We start from the raw sequence: 17275 nt of genomic DNA on the forward strand, positions 1-17275 counted from the left end.
CGAGTGCAGGCTCCGCTGTCCGTGATTCCAATTCCGGCTCTTCCGTAGTCGCTAAAGCTACAAGGGGTGGATTCACTGTGTTTTCGGTTTCGATACGTCTTCCCGTAACTTCATCAAAAGTGTCAATGTCACCTTCAGGGACTTCGGTTTCCAGTGGAATATCACGGGACCTCTGATAACGGTCGTAGTAACGTTCGCTCTCTTCATTGCTAATTGGTCTGTCTGACATAAATAACACTCCCTTTCAGTGGATTATATTTAATGGTTTTTTTTTGTGATTGGGTAGTCATCTTGAAAAGGTTCTTATTTCGTAGTTACCCAAAGGGCTGATGTTGTAATCTCGCACCATTATGATTCCCTTGTGTTCCCCAAATATGAATATAAGATAAAAGTGAAAGATGTACAGATTACAAATTCAACTTAATATGCTTTAAAATTTGGGGAATACATATTTGACTAGAAAGTACAGGAATCCAAAGAAAATAATGATATAAGCCGCATATTTGATAAACGTGGAAGCGACCATACTTGAATCCGATTTATGCTGGACATCCTTATGCTCTACCTCTACCGTTCTGTGTGGCTCATTCATTCCAATCATCTCCTTAAGGATAAGTGTTTGCTTTGAGGAACCATTACACCCGGCAGGGACAATTGAATCGTACACGCCAGTTTTAGAGCTTTTCATCTTTTGCCTATGTTATGATGAAACATGGATATATGAGGGAGGAATTCCAATTGGATTGGCTTACGCTGGGTAATATGATCACTCGAATCCGAATCGGGCAAAAAGCGTCTACGCCCGGGTTTTCCCGTACCATTATACGCCGTCCGGACGGGCTGTTCTGGGTAGGCGGGATATGGTCAGGACAGATTGTCCAGTTGCGAGATTATCTTTTCTCGGATATATGGACCATCTATGACGATGAGGAAACGGAGCAGTGGTTGGAATATCGCATGAAGATTGAACAGAAAGAGCGCGAGATGATTGAGAACCAGTTTGAAGATCTGCGCGAATAATGGAGAAAAAAATCGATTTTTAACGATAAAATGGAAATAAAACTATAAATCTACTAAATTGTGAATTTTCATTTTTCACCAAGAAGGTGACACGTTAAACTGTGGCGAATGATAAATGAGAGAACTTGGGGATAGAGAAAATAAGAACTTTGAGGTGCTGTGAATGAAAAATGTGCCCAAAGCTATCATCATCTTATGGATAAGTATGTTGAATATTCTCTGCTTGCCGCATGACTTCGTTTCAGCGACTGCAGGAGAAGTTGACAGACCTGTATCCATTACGGGATGGGAAGTAAAATGGGGGAACGTACACGATCAGGGATTCATTAGTGAGGTTCAAGGTTCGGAGGAGATATGGGAGAAGCAAGGTGCAGAAAAGCTGGAATACAGCAGCGCTGAAGCTCCGTCAGGTTCCTTGTGGACTCGTGTGACCATTCCTACAATAAGCGAAGATAGCTCGGCAATCCGATTTGAGAATATTAAAGGAAACCACATTGTAATCTATCTGGAAGATCGTAAGGTGTATGAGAATTATCATTACAATTATGATAATAACGCTGTGTTGTTACCCTTATCGAGTGAGAATTCAGGCGGAAAACTGTATGTATGGACCGAGAATGAGAAAGGCAGACTTGGCATCTACGGAACGGTTCAGGTTGGACCTTATGCTACATTACAGGAGAAGTACATCCACAATGGACTGCTTGATGTGATACTGGGAGCGACCTTTGTATTTACGGCTCTTACGATGCTGAGTTGCACATTTTTCCTGGGCAAATTCCATAAAGGGTTGTGGATTTCGTTATGTATCGTGATGGGTTCAATCGGAACGATGATTATCACCTATTCGCAGTTTTTATATACGTTCTACCAGGTTTACGGTGATTTGTATTCCGTATTGTTTGATCTGGCTATGCTAATGGGCATGCCTGCACTCTGTTATTTTTTTGAACAAATTATCGGACCAGGTCGTTATGGCATCTTTACCAAACTGAGAAAATTTCAAGTCATCTATTCTATAGTTGCTGTGGCTGCCCTGATGATTGATTTTATTTCAGGTGGTCAATGGGATATGCTCTACAGTTTGTTGGTTCAGAACGTGATTGGATTCATTCTCGTCGTCCTTTTGAGCATCTTAATGATCGGAACCATCTCCAAAGCGCTTCAGCGGAGCCGGGAAGCTCTTTTGCTCGCTACGGGATTTGGCACGTTTGCCTTAATCAGTGTTGCTGAACTACTGTGGTATTACCAGCGTCATGGAACATATCATCTGATATGGTGGAAATGGTCTATGGTTGCTTTTATTATCTCGCTGATTGCCATACTGGGAAGCCGATTTGCTGAAAAACATACCAAAGTGCTTGAATACTCGAAAGAGTTGGAATTGTTCAATAATGAATTGCAGCGATCCGAGAAAATGGAGATTATTAGCGAACTGGCAGCGTCGGTTGCTCATGAAGTTCGTAATCCACTGCAGGTGACACGAGGATTCCTTCAGCTCATGACAGAGCAGGAAGACAACAAAAACAAAGGGTACGTGCGGATTGCTCTGGAGGAGCTCGATCGGGCCTCAGGCATTATTACGGACTTCCTCACTTTCGCCAAACCGGAGTTCGATCATATTATCTCTCTGAATATCGCAGATGAATTTAACCATATTGAAGGCATCCTTGTACCAATGGCTAATCTGGAGGGCGGTAAAATAATGACCGACATTCCGCCAGATCTATGGATTAGAGGGAACTCCTCCAAATTCAAACAGGCCTTTATTAATATTATTAAAAACAGTATTGAAGCTCTGCAAGGACAGGGTCAGATTGATATTTGGGCTTATGCCCAAGATGGGGTCATTAAGATACATGTTAGAGATAACGGCGAGGGCATGGATGAGGAAGCTTTGGTCCGCCTTGGGGAGCCTTATTTCTCGAACAAAATTAAGGGGACAGGTCTTGGCATGATGGTGACCTTCCGAATTGTTGAAGCCATGCAGGGGCAGATCAGTTTTACAAGCACAAAAGGGGTAGGAACAGAAGCCGTTGTATCTTTTGCCGCGTTCGTCGAATGACGAGCGGCAGAAGTGTGCAAAGGCTTTTTTGTTCGCTACCCCTGTGTCGTTCAATCACATATTCAATCTAATCCGTTTAGCTTCTCCACGGCCCGCAGTTTACGTCATAATCTACTTTGGATGGATTGGGCGGAATCACAAGAACGTAGTCGTTCTGTTGTTCTTCAACGGTACGGACTTGAATGTGTTCAGGAATATCAATGCCAAACGCTTCACGAAGCGCTTGCTTCGGGTTGGAGTGCAGTTGTTGTCTGAAGTGCTCATCGGTCCAGGCCTTTTCAATAATATCCTCGTGCAACGTTTTCTCTGATACCATCATCGTCAACATTCCCTTCATATTTAAAATTCAACTGTACCAGCTCTTCTTTTGTGATTAGGACAAATGTTGTTTCTCGCTGATCCAGTAATGAAACCCACCTTGAAGAAGCATTTTTTTGTGTTGTTCAATGTCCTGAACAGTTTGTCCCAGAATGCCGCATAAGTAAGAATTAAATGTTTCGAGATGCGAAATTCCCGAGTTAGAAGATGTTAGTCTGATGTTATATTGCTGAGCAATGTCTACATAGGAGTTCATGAATTGAGTGTTGTACACATTATCATGTACACATTCGCTTACAGGATGAGCCGGGTAGTTGTGCTCCAGTGCTGCAGATATGTGGGAGAGGAAGCTGTTGTAATTTCCATGCACAGCATCTTGTTTCGTGTCTGTGAAATCATCTGTCATCTGGAGAGTCATCAGTGCAATGTTGACGGCGGAACATACCGGAGTAATGCGATGCTTCTGTTCCAAAAGAAGGAGTGAGCCAGCAGCTCCAAGCTGAAGTGGGGCGGCTTTTTGGGCGATTAATAACGGGCTTCTCTTGAAATAATCGATGGAGTTCTCACCGGTGACGCTCATGGCCCAATCCTCCACATACTGTCTGAAATACGTCCAGAACGGGGAAGAAAGGCTGAATAGCTCTGAATAGGCACAGATCGCATCCACGTAGTAAAGATTACCCAGTGATAATTTCAGTGTCACATCTTCTGGCTGTTCGTCCATAACTTCATCCTGATTCAGAAAATATAGCATATGCAGGAGACAGGCAGTACTCAGTTTGTGTGCCTTTTCTGGAGGTAGTCCATTCGAGAGTTGCATCCATAATGGAATAATGTAGCCGATGTAGCTGTGACCCGAATCTCGTAACAAAGGATTGACCAAATGAAGTTGTTCTAGTGCATGTTTTGACATTGGTTCAGGATATTTCTGTACCAGCTGCTCTGCTGAAGCGAACACCACCTCCACATCGGATCTAAACGGATCAAACCATTCTCTCCGCATCGTTTGGTTACGCCCTTCCCATAATAAAGTAATTAAGGACTATTCGACTAGATCATGAAGTTACTTTCAGTATACCGGAAAAGAATAGAAAAAAATAGGAGGTTTTGTGATGAATTGTGAAAAAAACAATGACATTTTGTATTTTTATGGCATAAAAAAGCGGAAGTTAGGCTCAAACTAAGAAAGCACAGGATTTTGACATACGAAAGGAAGAAGAGAAATGAAATACAATTGGAAGAAATGGGTAGCGGCCGGACTGGCAGCCGTATTTATAACAGCAGCAACCGGCTATACGGCATCCGCTGATCCGAATGGATCTGTGGAAGATCAGGTAGCGACACCATCCTCCTCCACAAACCAGACCAAGCCATGCATGCAGGCAGGTCATGGCCTGTTTATGATTGGAGAAACCGCAGATCTGCTTGGCATTGGGCTCCGCGATTTGAAGGAACAGATGGAGCTTGGCAAAACGTTGACTCAGATTGCCAAGAAACGCAAGGGACTTAGTGAAGCACAATTGTTAGAGAAGTTGAAGCCTTCGCTCTCTCAGCGATTGGATAAAGCAGCCGAAGAAGGCTGTCTCACGAAAGAGCAGGCAGCAGCAGCCAAAGCGGGTATGGATACCAAGCTGAAGAAGGTAATCAATACACCGCTGCGGGAATTAAGACGTGATTTTGCTCACCATGGTAACAGACGTCCGATGATGGACAAGGGCGCTATTGCCCGCTTTATCGGCATCACCCCAGAACAGCTCCATCAGCAGCTTCAGAGCGGGAAGTCACTGGCTGAGATTGCTCAGGCAAAAGGCATAAGCGAAACCCAGCTAGTTGACAAGCTGAAGGAGCAATTGACAGGTGACCTGAAAAGGTTCGTTAATCAGAAGGGCAATGCACATCAAGCCCCTGGTCCTCATGAACCTGTACCCGGAAGATCCGCTTCTACAGAAGTGAAGTGAAAAAGAGCGTCTTCCACATAGGGAGACGCTTTTTCTATACGACTAAGACTAGCTAGTTCCCGGACTGCGATTTGCGCTGGCAGACGGAGTACGCTCGGCTGAACTTGTTCTAACCGTGCCCGGGATAACAGTATCATGCAAGCGTCGACCTGGGCGCTTCTTCCGTTGTAATCCTACGGTAAAGCGAGAACCAGGAAGTTTGGAGAGTCCCCAGCTGATGGCAAGAGCCGTTGCCACGGTAACGAGAAACGACAATAACGTTACGGGCAGATGCCACCCCGGTAGCGTAAGCGGCCGTGTAATATACGCAATGCAGTAGATAACCAGTGCATGAACAAGATAGGCTCCAAACGAATATCGGCCAATCCACGTCAGGAGACGCTGAAATGGTGTATCTTTACCTCGTAGCAGTACAAGGAACCCATAGAACATAAACATCTGAGCCATGATGATAATGAAAGTCGTCGGCTTCAGGTAGGTTGAGATATTCAGGTTAACGACATCCCCTGATCCCCGCAGCACGTCATATCCAAGCCAGATGTACATCCCGATAAACAGACAGACCATCCAAGGTAATACCCTTGCGGTCCAACTCCTCCAGCTATCCACTGACCAGGCACATACTGCACCAAGCAAAAAGTAAAACCAGTACATAAGCCATGAATAAGAGCGATATTGCAGCAAACCCGACCAGGGTTGGGGTAAGGAAGCTGTCCACCCGCCCATATCGTAGTAGGACCATTTCATAAGCAACGTGTATAGTGCCATTCCAATGAGAATCAGCGTGATGACGGATTGCATCGGGGTGAAGCGTGTAATTTTTTCAATACGTCTCTGAATGAACGTTGCTCCTGCAAGAAACAGGGGAAACAGAATATAGAACTGAAACACCATGATCACAAACCACAGATGATATCCCGTCTGAGGAAGGAACAGTTCACGAACAAGACTGCGGAAGTCCGGCATACCCGAAAGCCAGAACTCGGGGGTGAATATCCGGACAAACAACCAATAGATGAACGCCCATACCACAAAGGGCACATAGATGTCTCCGAACCGTTTACGGATAAACCGGGGGTAATCCGGTTTGGTGTGACTGTGATGATAGAACAGCATTACACCAGATAGAAAGACGAATGTCGGCGTACCAAAACGAGTCAGATGATAAATCATGGTCAGCATGACGGAATCAGGTTGTTCAATATCGGCGCGATATATATATTCCGCGATGTTATGCTGCATTACAATGGCGAGAAACGCAAGGCCGCGCAGTTGTGTCCATTCCACGATTCGCGGTTTATTCACGTGTATTCCTCCTTCGTGTAACCGGAATTCATCATTTAAGGGTACCTGTTAAACATTAAGGCTGCATTAAATGGGGAAAATAGGTACAAAAAAAGACGGCTGCAGCCATCTTTTGATCGAAATATGATTGCTAAACTGCTTCTTTTTGTTTTCATCCAATTTAGTTTAAGTCTTTTACTTTTGTCGATTCATCTTCTGAAGATTTGGCATCTTCCTCAAATAAATTCTGAATGTATGCCTGGAGTTTAGGTTTATTTACACCGAGTACCTGAGCAGAACCTGCAAGCTCATTGGTTAGCAGTTTGTTAGGAGGGATCTGCTGTTTATCGATTTCATTTACGTTAATATCAAATCCGAGCGAAGCCAGTTTTAACATTTGTGTTGGACTGAGGTCTGTCTCGATATATGGAGCGACAGCTTCCAATATTTCAGGAATTTTGAAGAGCGAAGTGGTGCTCTGCATCTTCTTGGCCAGCTCAGTCATGAAAATCCGCTGCCGTTCGGTACGAGTAAAGTCTGATGTGGCATCGTGCCGGAATCGGACATATTGCAGGGCCGTCTTGCCGTCCATATGTTGCAGTCCTTTTTTGAGGTCAATATCGTACATATGTTTATCTGCTTTACTGGTATAATACATGTCTTTCTCCACATCAATATCGATCCCGTCCACAGCATCAACCAGCGCCATGAATCCGATAAAATCGGTATACACGTAGTGCTGAATAGGGATGCCGAGCAAGTCACCGACCGTTTGTTTGGTTAATTCCGCTCCTCCGTAGGAGAAGGCTGCGTTGAGTCTGCTCTTGCCATGCCCAGGAATTTCAACATATGTATCCCGCAGAACAGAGAAGAGATGGGCTTTCTTGGATACCGGATCAATGGATGCGACCATGACTGAGTCTGAACGGCCAGCATCATCTCCTCTGGTGTCACCTCCAAGCAGCAGAATGTTAACTCGTTCCTTCCCTTCCCATTTGGGAATAGGGGTAGTTGGGGTGTCCGTATTTTGGTTTGTGTCAGAAGAGGAGGTCTCGGAAGCGGTTGAGATGCTATTGGCAAAATGAACGATCGAGTATCCGTAATATACAATGACACCAGCTACGGCAAGTGCCAGGGTTAGGGATGTTCCCCATAACCATTTTTTAAGCATAATCTTCACCTTTCTATGAATGAACTATTATGTAACCCAAACTAGTTTAACAAAAAGTAAGAGAAATGTCCTCTTTGATTTCGAAAGTTCGGTTACTGGGCGACATGTTTGACAAATAGTTAGTGTATATTTATTATGTAAAAAATAATCGTGTTTTGTGTAATGGAGGTATTAACGACTGTTATGAATCAATCTGTATTTAATTGGATCAACCAGTTTGCAGACCGAATTCCGTTTCTGGACTGGTTTATGATTACATCGGCTGAATATGCGGTTTGGGTTATGATAGGACTTCTTGTGATTGTGTGGTTTCTTGGCGATCCGTCGAAGCAGCGAATTGTGTTTTATGCGTGTGTAGCTTCGATCGTAGCACTTGTTCTGGCAAAATGGGGAATTTCACCTGTGGTAGGTCATCCAAGGCCGTTCATGGAAGGCACGGTGAATCAACTGGTTCCGCATGTGCCAGATCCATCTTTCCCAAGTAAACATGCTTCCTTTGTATTTGCGCTAGCTGCAGCTTCGTTTTTTATTGGACGTCGTTTCGGTATGTGGATGCTGTTGCTTGCTGTGCTGACAGGAGTCTCGCGTGTCTATGTTGGTGTACATTATCCTGGAGATATCCTCGGCGGATTTATTCTGGGTAGCCTGGTCAGTGTAATCTTGATTGCTACGCGTAATTATACCAAGTCGATTCCCGATTTCTTCATTAACATTCATCGGCGGATTTTCCGTTAGAAACGGTTGAATATAGTAGGGATTGGAAGATAAGTTTCATATATGAAAGCCTTAAGTCTTTGGTGAGCCAAAGACTTAGGGCTTTTTTTGTGTTTATTTCGAAGTTAACTGAAATTTACAAAAAATCGAATTCTCATATATACAATTCATGACGATACGTGTCGATATACTATAAATATGTACTAGTTGAGGAGTGGGGAACATGAAAGATGCGCGGGGAAACGTGACGGGGAAATTGAGATTAACAATTCGAATGAAATTACTGACTGGATTTCTAATGGTAGTGGCTTTACTGGCTTTTGTAAGCATTTATGCGTTAACCCAAATTCATGATATGTCCAAAAAGGCCGATGAGATCGACAAGATGTGGATGCCTAGTGTGAGTTTACTGGGGATGATGAATGGTGATGTTTCCGACGTTGAACGGCTTGCTCTTGCCGTAATTGTCGAAACAAATCCAACTGAAATCACCAAGATGAATGAAGCGTTGGAACAGCTCCAAGCCAAGATTGAGAATGAGCGCAAGGAACTGGTTTCACTTATCGCAGGCAATACCGAAGCAGTGGGAATGTACAATACATTTAGCACGAACTATGAGGCGTATTTGGCGAAAATGCCGGAATTTATGAAATTGGGCATGGCTAACAATTACGAAGAAGCCAGCAGACTGCATTCAGAGGCCTATCCATTATGGTATACAGCGAATGATACCATTGCTCAATTAATCACGATGGGAAATACTCTATCGGATGAAGCTACAAATACATCGGTTGAGTCGGCTGAAAAATCATTCAATGTTATTTTGGCAGTAACGATTTTTTCTTTCCTGGTCGCCATGTTTATTGCCTTCTTCATTGCAAGCATCATCTCACGTCCAATTCAGAAGATGAATGTAGCGGCAATGTTGATTGCAGGTGGGGATCTGACTAGTGAGAAGATCGTGCTCAAGAACAAGGATGAACTGGGAACACTGGCGGCTTCTTTCAATACGATGACAGGCAACCTGCGGGAGATGATTCAATCCGTATCGATGACATCCGAACAGGTAGCTGCCTCCTCGGAAGAGCTTCTCGCGAGCGCAGAGCAGAATACCAAGGCATCGGAACAGATTTCCGAAACGGTTGAGGAATTGGCCGTAGGTACTTCCGATCAAGTAGATATGGTGAAACGTTCTTCACAGGCGATGAGTGAGATGGCTCTTGGTTCGGAACAAATCGCTGAGCTTGCTCAAAGTGTATCCGTATCTGCTGTTGATGCAGCGAATCAGTCTGCCGAAGGAAATATGATTATTCAGCAGGCTGTTGAACAGATGGGTTCTGTTCGTAATTCCATTGCTTCACTGACAGAACTGGTTACAGGGCTGGGAGAACGTTCCGCAGAGATTGGCACGATTACCGAGGTTATCAACAATATTGCCCGTCAAACCAACCTTCTTGCATTGAATGCTGCGATTGAAGCGGCACGTGCAGGTGAGCACGGACGTGGTTTCGCAGTCGTAGCTGGAGAAGTGCGGAAGCTCGCAGAGGAGTCTTCTACATCTGCACAACGGATTACGGATCTCGTGCAATTGATTCAGAAGGATACGGATCATGCTGTGCAGGCTGTGAAAGTGAACAGCAATGAAACGGAGGCTGGAATTGAGATTGTAACAGCGGCTGGACAAGCATTTGAGCAGATTTCGAATGCAGTGAACAAGGTCGCTGGTGAAATCCAGGAAGTATCTGCAGGTTCGGAGGAAATGTCAGCAAGTACGAATGAAGTTGTAGGGTACGTGGATCAGATCTCCAACATTGCTGGAGAAGCAGCAGGTGGGGTTCATAATGTATCTGCCGCAACCCAGCAGCAGCTGGCTTCAATGGAAGAGATTGCTTCGTCAGCAGGCTCTTTGTCCAAAATGGCCGAAGAGTTGCAGGAGCAAATCAACAAATTCAGAGTGTAAACGATCCAAAAGACGGGTGTTCAAACTGAATAATGGAAATGATCATAATTCAGCCTGTAGCATGCATGAGTTATACGAAATGTCGGGACTGTTTCTCCTATTGCATTCATGCGATAGGAGAAACAGTCTTTTTTGTCATTTCACTACCCGAACATGTCACAACAATGTTATTTCAGAAGTCACCAGCGCTGATATTGCAACTGAAGCAAAAGACTATAATGGTAATTAATGGTGGAAATACACGGAGTCACACCATAGAAAGGAGCGGGTCATTACATCAGTGTAATTGGAAAATGACGAGACGACGATTGCAAAAGGAGATGAATGGTTGAAGATGAAGGGAAGCTGGTGGAGACGAGTCGTTATTCTTGCGTTATCGACAGGGCTACTGGCAGGAAGTACATCCATACAGGCATGGAATGGCAAGGCAGATGCGGCTGCCGGGAATCATAACTATGCGGAAGCATTGCAGAAGGCGATTTATTTCTATGAAACACAACGTTCAGGGAAATTGCCGGAAGACAACCGGGTGGAATGGCGTGGTGATTCCGGATTAAATGACGGAGCGGATGTTGGGGTTGATTTGACCGGAGGATGGTACGATGCCGGAGATCATGTGAAATTTGGTGTGCCCATGGCCTATTCAGCTACGATGTTAGCTTGGTCTGTTGTGGAGTACCGAGAGGGATATGAACAGGCAGGACAATTGGAGGAGATTAAGGATAATTTGAAATGGGCAACAGACTACTTTGTGAGAGCGCATACGAAACCGAATGAATTATGGGGACAGGTCGGAGCGGGTAATACAGACCACGCCTGGTGGGGACCGGCTGAAGTGATGCAGATGAACCGACCTGCTTATAAGATCGATGCATCCTGTCCGGGAAGTGAACTTGCGGGAGAAACCGCAGCGGCACTCGCTTCTTCATCCATTGTGTTCCGGGACAGTGACCCGGCTTATGCCAACAAACTGCTCCAGCATGCCAAGGAATTGTACAGCTTCGCCGATACGTATCGAGGCAAATATTCGGATTGCATTACAGATGCCCAATCGTTCTACAATTCATGGACAGGTTACTATGATGAACTCGCTTGGGCTGCAACATGGTTATATATGGCGACAAATGATAGCGCTTACTTGTCCAAAGCGATTGCTACGGCGAATCTGTGGCAAGCGGATGGACAGAGCGGAAATTGGGCCTATACATGGACCCAAGGCTGGGATGACAAACATTACGGTGCCCAGATTCTATTGGCTCGCATTACGTCGAGTCTGAACATGCCAGAAGCGGCACGGTTCATTCAATCAACAGAACGCAATCTGGATTATTGGTCTGTAGGCACGAATGGACAACGAATCAAGTATACACCGGGCGGGCTCGCCTGGCTTGATACATGGGGCTCGCTTCGTTATGCAGCGAATGCATCCTTTATTGCTTTTGTGTATTCCGACTGGGTCAGTGATCCGGTGAAGAAGGCAAGGTATCAGGACTTTGCCGTTTCGCAAATGAATTACATTCTGGGAGATAATCCGCGCCAGAGCAGTTATGTGGTCGGTTATGGACAGAACCCGCCTAAGCACCCACATCACCGAACCTCCCACAGTTCATGGACGAACAATGAAAACGTACCCTCAGAGCACCGTCATACGTTGTATGGAGCAATGGTTGGTGGACCGGATGCGTCGGATGCCTATACCGATTCCATTGGTGACTATGTCAGCAATGAAGTGGCGACCGATTACAATGCAGGCTTTACAGGCGCGTTAGCCAAGATGAATCTGCTATTCGGCCAGAATAATCAGCCCATTGCGAATTTCCCGGCACCGGAAGTGAAGTCGGATGAGTTCTTTGTTGAAGCATCCGTGAAAGCATCCGGTTCCAATTACACGGAAATCAAGGCTCAACTGAACAACCGTTCCGGCTGGCCTGCGCGAATGGGGGATAAGTTGTCTTTTCGCTATTTCGTGGATCTGAGTGAAGTTTACGCTGCAGGATATACCGTTTCCGATGTCCATGTTACAACCGCATACGCCGAGGGGGCGATAGTATCCCAACCAGATGTGGTTGATGCAGTGAAACGAATCTACGCTGTTACTGCGGACTTTACTGGAACCAAGATATACCCAGGCGGGGAAGGGCATTATCGCAAAGAGGTCCAGTTCCGCATTACCGGCCCGGAAGGTGCCTGGAATGCGAATAATGATCATTCATTCCAGGGCTTGGGCACAGGCAATGTGGCGAAGAGTGCATATCTTCCGGTCTACGATGCGGGAATACGGATATACGGCCAGGAACCCGGAATCACACCGGTTGTCACGCCTATTGCACCTTCGGGGGTGCAGGCTGTATCGGGGAATGCTCAGGTAATCTTGAACTGGATAGCATCACCTGGGGCAGAATCGTACACGGTGAAGCGTGCCGAGGTGAATGGAGGGCCATATACTTCTGTAGCAACAAACGTACTTGGATTGACATACACAAACACGGGGCTCACAAACGGGAAGACCTATTATTACGTGGTGACGGCTGTGAATTCAGTAGGGGAATCGCCCGGATCTGCACAAGCCACTGCCACGCCGCAGGCTGGAACATCGTTGCCTGGCGCACTGACATTAAGCGGTACGGCAGGCAATACCCAGTCGATTCTGACCTGGACGGCAGCAACGGGAGCTGTGAGTTATAAGGTACAGCGCGCAGCTGGGGGCAGTGCATATGCAGATGTGGCAACTGGATTGGCAGTGTTGAATTATACCGATGCAACAGCGGCAAATGGAACAGCGTACAGTTATCGAATCGCCGCCGTAAATGCGAGCGGACAGACGTTGTCTAACATCGTGACGTTGACACCGAGTGCGCCTCCGGCAACGACAGGTACGCTTGAAGTGCAATATCGAAACGGAGGCTCAGGTGCTTCCGGCAATGCGGTGACTCCGCAATTTAATCTGAAGAACACAGGGACTCAGCCGATCGATTTGAGTACCGTGAAGCTTCGATATTATTTTACGAAGGACGGCACAGGGGATCTGACCTTCTGGTGTGATTATGCCCAGATCGGCAGTGCCAATATTGAAGGCAAATTTGTCACGCTGAATCCGGCAAAGGGGACTGCGGATACGGTTCTGGAGATCAGCTTCCAATCCGGAGCTGGCAGCCTGGCTGCCGGAGCCGAGACAGGCGTAATCCAAGGGCGCTTTTCCAAGAACAATTGGAGCAATTTCGATCAGAGCAACGACTATTCCTATGACGCAACCAAGACGGCTTTTACCACCTGGAATCAGGTAATTGGGTATCAGGGAGGTACGAAGGTCTGGGGCATTGAGCCGTAAATTTAAAGGTAGATCAATATTACAAAACAGATCAACAGCATGCGCAGACCCAGAGTGATTCAAATTGAATTCACCATTCCAGGGAGGTATATACATGTTGAAATCAGCTGCCAAAAAAAGTTTGTCTGCCATGCTTGCAGGGACCGTTATGCTGACCGGGTACACCGGTTTGTGGGTAGGTCCCCAGACGGCTTATGCCGAAGAGCAGACCATTGATGCTCAAGCGGACGGAATAAACGAAGCTCGATTTTTGCAATTGTATGATCAGCTGAAAGATCCGGCGAACGGTTATTTTTCTCCAGAGGGCATTCCGTATCACTCCATTGAAACGCTGATGAGCGAGGCACCAGATTATGGGCACATGACAACATCCGAGGCATACAGTTACTGGATCTGGCTGGAAACGATGTACGGTCACTATACGGGAGATTGGTCCAAACTGGAAGCGGCTTGGGACAGCATGGAGAAATACATCATTCCTGTCAATGAAGGAGACGGCAAGGAAGAGCAGCCTACGATGAGTTATTACAATCCGAACAGCCCGGCCACTTATGCGGCGGAGAAACCTTTCCCGGATCAATACCCTTCTGCTATTAATGGGCAGTATACAGCCGGGAAAGATCCGCTGGATGCCGAGCTGAAAGCTTCCTACGGTAACAATCAGACGTACCTGATGCACTGGCTGCTGGATGTGGATAACTGGTACGGGTATGGTAATTTGCTGAATCCCAATCATACAGCGGCTTACGTGAATACGTTTCAGCGTGGAGAGCAGGAGTCCGTATGGGAAGCCATTCCACACCCATCCCAGGACAATAAAACATTTGGCAAGACAGGCGAAGGTTTCATGAGCCTGTTCACCAAAGAGACCCAGGCACCGGCAGCCCAGTGGCGTTATACCAACGCAACGGATGCTGACGCACGTGCAGTGCAGGCACTGTATTGGGCGAAGGAGATGGGCTACACCAATACAGCGTATCTGGACAAAGCGAAGAAGATGGGTGACTATCTGCGCTATGGGATGCACGACAAGTACTTCCAGAAGATCGGAAGTGCCAAGAACGGCACGCCCACTGCTGGTACGGGCAAAGACTCCAATATGTATCTCATGGCGTGGTACACCTCATGGGGCGGCGGACTTGGCGAGGGTGGCAACTGGGCTTGGCGGATTGGCGCCAGTCACACACATCAGGCTTACCAGAATCCCGTGGCAGCGTATGCCTTGTCTGATCCGGCAGGCGGCCTGATACCAAAATCGACAACAGCCAAGGCGGATTGGAATGCATCGCTGAAGCGCCAATTGGAATTCTACACCTGGTTACAGTCTCACGAAGGAGCGATTGGTGGTGGAGCAACGAACAGTTTTGATGGCTCTTACAAAGCTTATCCTGCAGGAACCAGTACGTTCTATGACATGGCTTATCAGGAAGCTCCGGTATATCGTGACCCCGATTCCAACACGTGGTTTGGTTTCCAAGCCTGGTCGCTGGAGCGTGTAGGGGAGATGTATTACATTCTTGCCGAGAGCGGGGACCTTAGCTCCGAGAACTTCCAGATGGCCAAAAAAGTCATTACCAAGTGGGTCGACTGGTCCAAGGATTATGTGTTCGTCGATGAGCGTCCGGTAACGGATGCACAAGGATATTATCTGAATGCGGCAGGCCAACGTATTCTTGGCGGTACCAATGCGCAGGTTGCGACAACACCTGCTCCAGGCGAGTTCTGGATTCCAGGCAGCCAAGAATGGCAGGGTCAACCGGACAAATGGAATGGGTTCAGTTCCTTTACCAACAATACGAATTTCCATGTGGTTACCAAAGATCCTGCTCAGGATACAGGTGTGCTGGGGAGCTATATCAAAGCCCTGACGTTCTTTGCTGCAGGGACTCAAGCAGAAAGCGGCGTGCTCAGTAACAAAGGACAGGAAGCCAAAGATATGGCCGAGAAACTGCTGAATACAGCATGGGATTACAACGATGGCGTGGGGATCGTGACCGAAGAAGTTCGTAAAGACTACTTCCGCTTCTTCGCCAAAGAGATTTACATTCCGGCGAACTGGACGGGAACCTTCGGTCAGGGAAACACGATTCCGGGCACGGCAGGTGTACCTTCTGATCCAGCCAAAGGGGGGGATGGCCTATACATTGGCTATTCTGACCTGCGTCCAGCCATCAAGCAAGATCCGGCATGGGCTTATCTGGATAATCTGTACAAAACGTCTTATAATCCAACAACGAAAAAATGGGAAAATGGCGCACCAACCTTTACGTATCACCGTTTCTGGTCACAGGTGGATATGGCTACCGCGTATGGCGAGTTTGATCGTCTCCTTGGTGACGCAGGAGGCCCAGTGGTCCAAGTGCCAGCAGCTCCAACCGGTCTGACAGCTGCAGCAGGCAGTGAGCAGGTTATTTTGAACTGGACCGCATCCACGGGTGCCGCTTCTTACACGGTAAAACGTGCAGAGGTGAATGGTGGCCCGTATACTTCCGTAGCGACAGGCGTTACCGGTTCGAACTTCGCGGATACAGGACTGACCAATGGCAAAACGTACTATTACGTGGTGACCGCAGTGAATACGGCAGATGAATCTGCACCTTCTGCTCAAGCGTCTGCAACCCCGCAAGCAGGAACGTCCGTACCGGGAGTGTTAACCCTTACGGGAACGGCAGGCAATAATCAGGCTGCGCTAACTTGGACCGCATCGACCGGAGCTGCAAGTTACAAGGTACAACGCTCGGCTGCAGGTGGAGCCTACGCCGATCTGGCTACAGGTCTGACCGCACTGACTTACACTGATGCAACGGCGGTGAACGGTATCGCATACAATTACCGAGTGGTGGCCGTAAATGCAAGCGGGCAGACATTGTCCAATGTCGTGACGGTGACACCAACAGCGCCTCCTGTAACAACAGGTGCACTTGAAGTGCAATACCGAAATGGCGGTTCAGGGACGTCTGGCAATGCGGTGACCCCGCAGTTCAATATCAAGAACACAGGCACGACGGCAGTGGATCTCAGTCAGGTGAAGTTGCGGTATTACTTTACGAAGGATAGTGCATCCGATCTGAGTTTCTGGTGTGATTACGCTCAGATTGGCAGCGGCAACGTTGAAGCTCACTTTGTGACAGTAGATCCGGCAAAAGGCACAGCGGATACGTATCTGGAGATTGGATTCAAATCTGGAGCAGGCAGTCTGGGTGTGGGGGCAGAGACGGGAATTATCCAGGGCCGTTTCTCGAAAAACAACTGGACGAATTTTGATCAGACCAATGATTATTCCTTCGATGCTACCAAAACGGCCTTCACTGCCTGGAACAAAGTGACCGCTTATATTGGCGGAGTCAACGCATGGGGCATTGAGCCATAATTGATTCCTATTGAAACAGAGTACAGCCGGGGAGAGATCTCCGGCTTTTTGCATGTTGGAGGCGTTTTTTGTTCTTCATGTAAGCAG

13 protein-coding genes are annotated in these 17275 nt (G+C 47.0%); 7 read left to right on the forward strand and 6 right to left on the reverse strand.

Annotated features, from left to right (window positions below; translation table 11 throughout):
• Both AMS66_RS32835 and AMS66_RS32990 read right to left on the reverse strand, forming a co-directional pair.
• A partial coding sequence (locus tag AMS66_RS32835) for a hypothetical protein (RefSeq protein ID WP_160319734.1) occupies positions 1–229 on the reverse strand: 229 nt, incomplete at its 3' end.
• 201 nt (positions 230–430) lie between these two features.
• Positions 431–592 carry a hypothetical protein gene (locus AMS66_RS32990; RefSeq protein WP_017690239.1) on the reverse strand — a complete coding sequence of 54 codons (162 nt, stop codon included), beginning with the start codon at positions 590–592 and terminating at the stop codon, positions 431–433.
• Positions 593–738: 146 nt separating this feature from the next.
• Between AMS66_RS32990 and AMS66_RS24950 the strand changes: the two genes are divergently transcribed.
• Positions 739–1020 carry a hypothetical protein gene (locus tag AMS66_RS24950; protein ID WP_053783358.1) on the forward strand — a complete coding sequence of 94 codons (282 nt, stop codon included), beginning with the start codon at positions 739–741 and terminating at the stop codon, positions 1018–1020.
• A 205-nt stretch (positions 1021–1225) separates the two neighbouring features.
• The gene (locus AMS66_RS24955; RefSeq protein ID WP_236703619.1) at positions 1226–3085 is read left to right on the forward strand and encodes a sensor histidine kinase; all 1860 of its coding nucleotides are present in this window, start codon (positions 1226–1228) and stop codon (positions 3083–3085) included.
• 76 nt (positions 3086–3161) lie between these two features.
• Here AMS66_RS24955 and AMS66_RS24960 read toward each other — a convergent pair whose 3' ends face one another.
• Together AMS66_RS24960 and AMS66_RS24965 are read right to left on the reverse strand one after the other, a co-directional pair.
• On the reverse strand, positions 3162–3413 hold the full coding sequence (locus tag AMS66_RS24960) for an NHLP leader peptide family RiPP precursor (RefSeq protein WP_407944571.1): 252 nt from the start codon (positions 3411–3413) through the stop codon (positions 3162–3164).
• Between the two features lie 45 nt (positions 3414–3458).
• Positions 3459–4406, reverse strand: a complete 948-nt coding sequence (locus AMS66_RS24965) for a hypothetical protein (protein WP_053783360.1) — start codon at positions 4404–4406, stop codon at positions 3459–3461.
• Positions 4407–4626: 220 nt separating this feature from the next.
• On the opposite strand from AMS66_RS24965, the gene AMS66_RS24970 reads away from it, so the two are divergent.
• A complete protein-coding gene (locus AMS66_RS24970) occupies positions 4627–5361 on the forward strand; it encodes a hypothetical protein (RefSeq protein ID WP_053783361.1) in 735 nt (244 codons plus the stop codon).
• A 48-nt stretch (positions 5362–5409) separates the two neighbouring features.
• Here the strand turns inward: AMS66_RS24970 and AMS66_RS24975 are convergent, their stop codons facing one another.
• Together AMS66_RS24975 and AMS66_RS24980 are read right to left on the reverse strand one after the other, a co-directional pair.
• Positions 5410–6666 (reverse strand): acyltransferase, encoded by a 1257-nt coding sequence (locus tag AMS66_RS24975; RefSeq protein ID WP_082350893.1) that lies wholly within the window; start codon positions 6664–6666, stop codon positions 5410–5412.
• Positions 6667–6826: 160 nt separating this feature from the next.
• Positions 6827–7816 (reverse strand): LCP family protein, encoded by a 990-nt coding sequence (locus tag AMS66_RS24980; RefSeq protein ID WP_053783362.1) that lies wholly within the window; start codon positions 7814–7816, stop codon positions 6827–6829.
• 183 nt (positions 7817–7999) lie between these two features.
• Between AMS66_RS24980 and AMS66_RS24985 the strand changes: the two genes are divergently transcribed.
• The 4 genes from AMS66_RS24985 (at position 8000) to AMS66_RS25000 (ending at position 17188) form a co-directional block, all read left to right on the forward strand.
• Positions 8000–8551, forward strand: a complete 552-nt coding sequence (locus tag AMS66_RS24985) for an undecaprenyl-diphosphatase (RefSeq protein WP_053783363.1) — start codon at positions 8000–8002, stop codon at positions 8549–8551.
• Between the two features lie 202 nt (positions 8552–8753).
• Positions 8754–10490, forward strand: a complete 1737-nt coding sequence (locus tag AMS66_RS24990; RefSeq protein ID WP_236703620.1) for a methyl-accepting chemotaxis protein — start codon at positions 8754–8756, stop codon at positions 10488–10490.
• A 334-nt stretch (positions 10491–10824) separates the two neighbouring features.
• Positions 10825–13818 (forward strand): glycoside hydrolase family 9 protein, encoded by a 2994-nt coding sequence (locus AMS66_RS24995; protein WP_053783505.1) that lies wholly within the window; start codon positions 10825–10827, stop codon positions 13816–13818.
• Between the two features lie 94 nt (positions 13819–13912).
• The gene (locus AMS66_RS25000) at positions 13913–17188 is read left to right on the forward strand and encodes a glycoside hydrolase family 48 protein (protein WP_053783364.1); all 3276 of its coding nucleotides are present in this window, start codon (positions 13913–13915) and stop codon (positions 17186–17188) included.
• Positions 17189–17275: the final 87 nt, after the last annotated feature.

Origin of the sequence: Paenibacillus xylanivorans (assembly GCF_001280595.1) — a bacterium.
GTDB lineage: Bacteria > Bacillota > Bacilli > Paenibacillales > Paenibacillaceae > Paenibacillus > Paenibacillus xylanivorans.